Annotated in this window: 3 protein-coding genes; all 3 read left to right on the forward strand. The window is 65.9% G+C overall.

The annotated features are described in order from the left end of the window. A partial coding sequence (locus RMO85_RS15900) for a HAMP domain-containing sensor histidine kinase (RefSeq protein WP_310529697.1) occupies positions 1–722 on the forward strand: 722 nt, incomplete at its 5' end. Positions 723–895: 173 nt separating this feature from the next. Beyond that, positions 896–2,761 carry a PA domain-containing protein gene (locus RMO85_RS15905; protein WP_310529698.1) on the forward strand — a complete coding sequence of 622 codons (1,866 nt, stop codon included), beginning with the start codon at positions 896–898 and terminating at the stop codon, positions 2,759–2,761. A 174-nt stretch (positions 2,762–2,935) separates the two neighbouring features. Further along, entirely contained in the window at positions 2,936–3,130 is a 195-nt protein-coding gene (locus RMO85_RS15910; protein ID WP_310529699.1) for a hypothetical protein, read from the forward strand. Positions 3,131–3,213 lie beyond the last annotated feature (83 nt).

Genomic DNA, 3,213 nt, shown 5'->3' on the forward strand with positions numbered 1-3,213 from the left:
TCAGCCGCTGGCGGGCCGCCTTGATGGCGACACTTGCGCATGACGTCCGGTCTCCCCTCACGACCATCCAGGGCGTGCTGGAGATCATCGCCGAGGATGCGGACCTGCCCGCCCACCTCCAGCCGCTCGTGGCCGCTGCCGCTCGCCAGACCTCGCGGCTCTCCACGCTGGCCAACAACCTGCTCGACCTCGAGCGGGTCGAGGGCGGCAAGCTGATCCTGGACCTGAAAGACGTCGACATGGAGGAGCTCGCCCAGCAGGTTGCGGAGCTACTCGGCAGCACCGACGTCAGCGTCGACGTCGAGTCCGGCCTCGCCGTGCGGGCCGACCCCATGCGTCTGCAGCAGATGATGGTCAACCTCGGCACCAACGCCCAGCGGCACGGCGAACCTCCGGTGGTGATCGGCGCGCGGTCGGTGGACGCCGGCGTCGAGGTGTTCGTCCGGGACCACGGTGCCGGCGTACCGGCACCGGACCGCCCACTGCTCTTCCAGCGCCTCAACCGCAGCGACGGCAACCCCGAGTCCGTCGGGCTGGGGCTCTGGATCGTGCGTCTGCTCGCGCAGGCCCACGGGGGCGACACCCACTACCGCCCTGCCGACCCCGGATCGGAGTTCGTCATCACGCTGCCGGGACACTTGATCCTCGCGCAGGCGCAGTTGCCAGCGGGCGACGATGCCCGGGCACCTGGCACTGACCATCCCGTTCCAGGCCCGGTCTGATGGATGGCAAGCAGTCGCTGGCACAGCGCGTCACGAGCCTCGGCCGGGTCCGAGGTGAGGGAACTTTCCCCAACGTGGGCCTTCTCACTCGGCGAAGTCGGCCGTAAGGTCAACCCAACGCAGCCGAGTTCGATCGGCGAGCCCTCGCCACCCCGGCTGGCCCGGAGGAATCGATGTCAACTCACGTCCGACGTAGTTTGGCGCGGGTCGCGCTGGCAGCCGCACTGGTCACGGCCTTCGGTGGAACAGCAGACGCTCACACGGCACCTCAGGCCGACGGCGGCCTCCCACACTCCGACGGACCACGTGACGCGCACCAGCACGGCGTGTCCAGTGGTCATCTCCCCGCGAGTGCCACGGACAACATCGATGTCGTCAGCAAGCTGAAGCTCAAGAACGTCGTCCCGGAGAAGATCGCGGACGTCGGTGTGTACAAGAACTACGCCTACCTCGCAGCCTGGGGTGTCGTCACGTGCAAGTACAACGGCGTGCACGTGGTCGACATCTCCGACGTCGGCAACCCCAAGGAGGTCGCCTTCATCGGGGCCAAGCACGGTAGCTACCCGGGTGAGGGCGTCCAGGCGCTCACGATCGACACCCCCGCCTTCCAGGGCGACGTACTCGTGTCGAACAACGAGAAGTGCAACGACAACGCGGGCTTCGGTGGGATGAACCTCTACGACGTGACCAATGCCAAGGCGCCCACGCCCTTGTTCGAGGGGGCCGGCGACTTCACCGTCAACGGTCAGGGCAAGAAGGCTGCCAACGAGATCCACAGCGTCTTCGCCTGGGATGCCGGCGACAAGGCCTACGCCGTCATCGTCGACAACGAAGAGGGCAAGGACGTCGACATCATCGACATCACCAACCCCAGGAAGCCGTTCCTCACAGCCGAGTACGACCTGGACGAGCTGTTCCCCCAGATCAAGCAGGCGGCGCCCAGTAATCTGGTCGAGGTCTTCCTCCACGACATGGTGGTCAAGAAGATCGCCGACCGTCAGGTCATGCTGTTGTCCTACTGGGACGCCGGCTACGTCAAGGTCGACGTCACCAACGTGCACAACCCGACCTACCTGGGTGACACCGACTTCACCTCCCCCGATCCCGAGGCGGCCGAGAGCGGGTTCATCGTCCCACCGGAGGGCAACGGTCACCAGGCCGAGTTCACGTCCGACAACCAGTACGTCGTCGGTGCCGACGAGGACTTCGGTCCCTATGCGCTGGTGGCACGCAACGACACGGACGGCACGACCATCACAGCCAGCCAGGGCAGCGACACCACCCAGTTGGTCACTGGCGAGACCATCACCGGCCAGGCCAAGTTCGTCGGTCGGGCCTGCCTCGGCGATCCGTCGGTCCCAGCCGGTGACGGAACCCAGATTGCGGTCGTCGAACGAGGCGTGTGCACCTTCACCGAGAAGGTCGCCAACGTTCTGGCCGCTGGCGGCTACGACGCCGTCCTGATCTTCAACCGGACGTCGTCCGACGCCTGCAACCAGACGCTCGGCATGAGCGTCGACGGCGACATCTCGACGTTCGGTGTCGCGCCACGCCAGCAGGGCTACGCCATCTTCGGCGTCCAGGGCCAGTACGACGACGCGGCCTGCTTGGCCGGCGACGGCACGCAACTCGCACCGATCACTGTGGGAGCACTCGGTGACACCTTGACTTTCTCGTCCTACTTCGACGGGTGGGGCTATGTCCATCTGTTCCGCAACACGAACGGCAAGATGACCGAACTCGACACCTACGCGATCCCCGAGGCGCACGATCCGGACTTCGCAAGCGGGTTCGGTGACCTCTCCGTCCACGAGGTGGCCACCTCGCACCAGCAGGCGAACCGGCTGTACTTCTCGTACTACGCCGGCGGCTTCAGGGTTGCGGAGATCCAGGGCGACAAGATCGTCGAGAAGGGTCACTACATCGACGCTTCCGGCAACAACTTCTGGGGAGTCCAGGTCTTCGAACAGGGCGGCACCGAGTACGTCGCAGCCAGCGACCGTGACTACGGGCTCTGGATCTTCAAGTACACCGGTTGACGGGCCCCAGAAGCTCGACCCAGAGATGGTCAGGGCAGCGGGGAAGATCTTCAAGGAACCTTCACCGAACCCTCGCGGCGATCTTGACTCCCGAGGACGACGCTGAGCCCTACAAGGACCCGGGCACTCCCGGGGCCGAGAGACATGGACGAGGCGAGATCAATGTTCAAACAGATGACCCGACTTACTGCCATCGGAATTGTCGTGGCGGCTGCGGTGCTGACCCTGGGAGCGGGGGCGCCGGCGTCGGCCGAGAGCGACTTCGGCGAGCACGTCAGCACCTGCGCAAGGACCATGGGCTTCAACGCCGACCACAACCCAGGCATGCATCAGGGTCGCCACAGTTGGGACCCGTCCCACACCTGCTGACCGTTGCCGGCGAGGATCAGGAGGCGTGCAGGTTCCGGACCCGTGAGGCAAGGCGGGTGGCGTGGTCCGCGGCGGCGGCGAGG

This window comes from Nocardioides sp. (assembly GCF_031422975.1).
In the GTDB taxonomy this organism is placed as follows: domain Bacteria; phylum Actinomycetota; class Actinomycetes; order Propionibacteriales; family Nocardioidaceae; genus Nocardioides.

Excerpts from the sequence above, each read along its gene's own strand:
- RMO85_RS15905 (WP_310529698.1), top strand. The coding sequence starts at position 896 with ATGTCAACTCACGTCCGACGTAGTTTGGCGCGGGTCGCGCTGGCAGCC.
- RMO85_RS15910 (WP_310529699.1), top strand. The coding sequence starts at position 2,936 with ATGACCCGACTTACTGCCATCGGAATTGTCGTGGCGGCTGCGGTGCTG.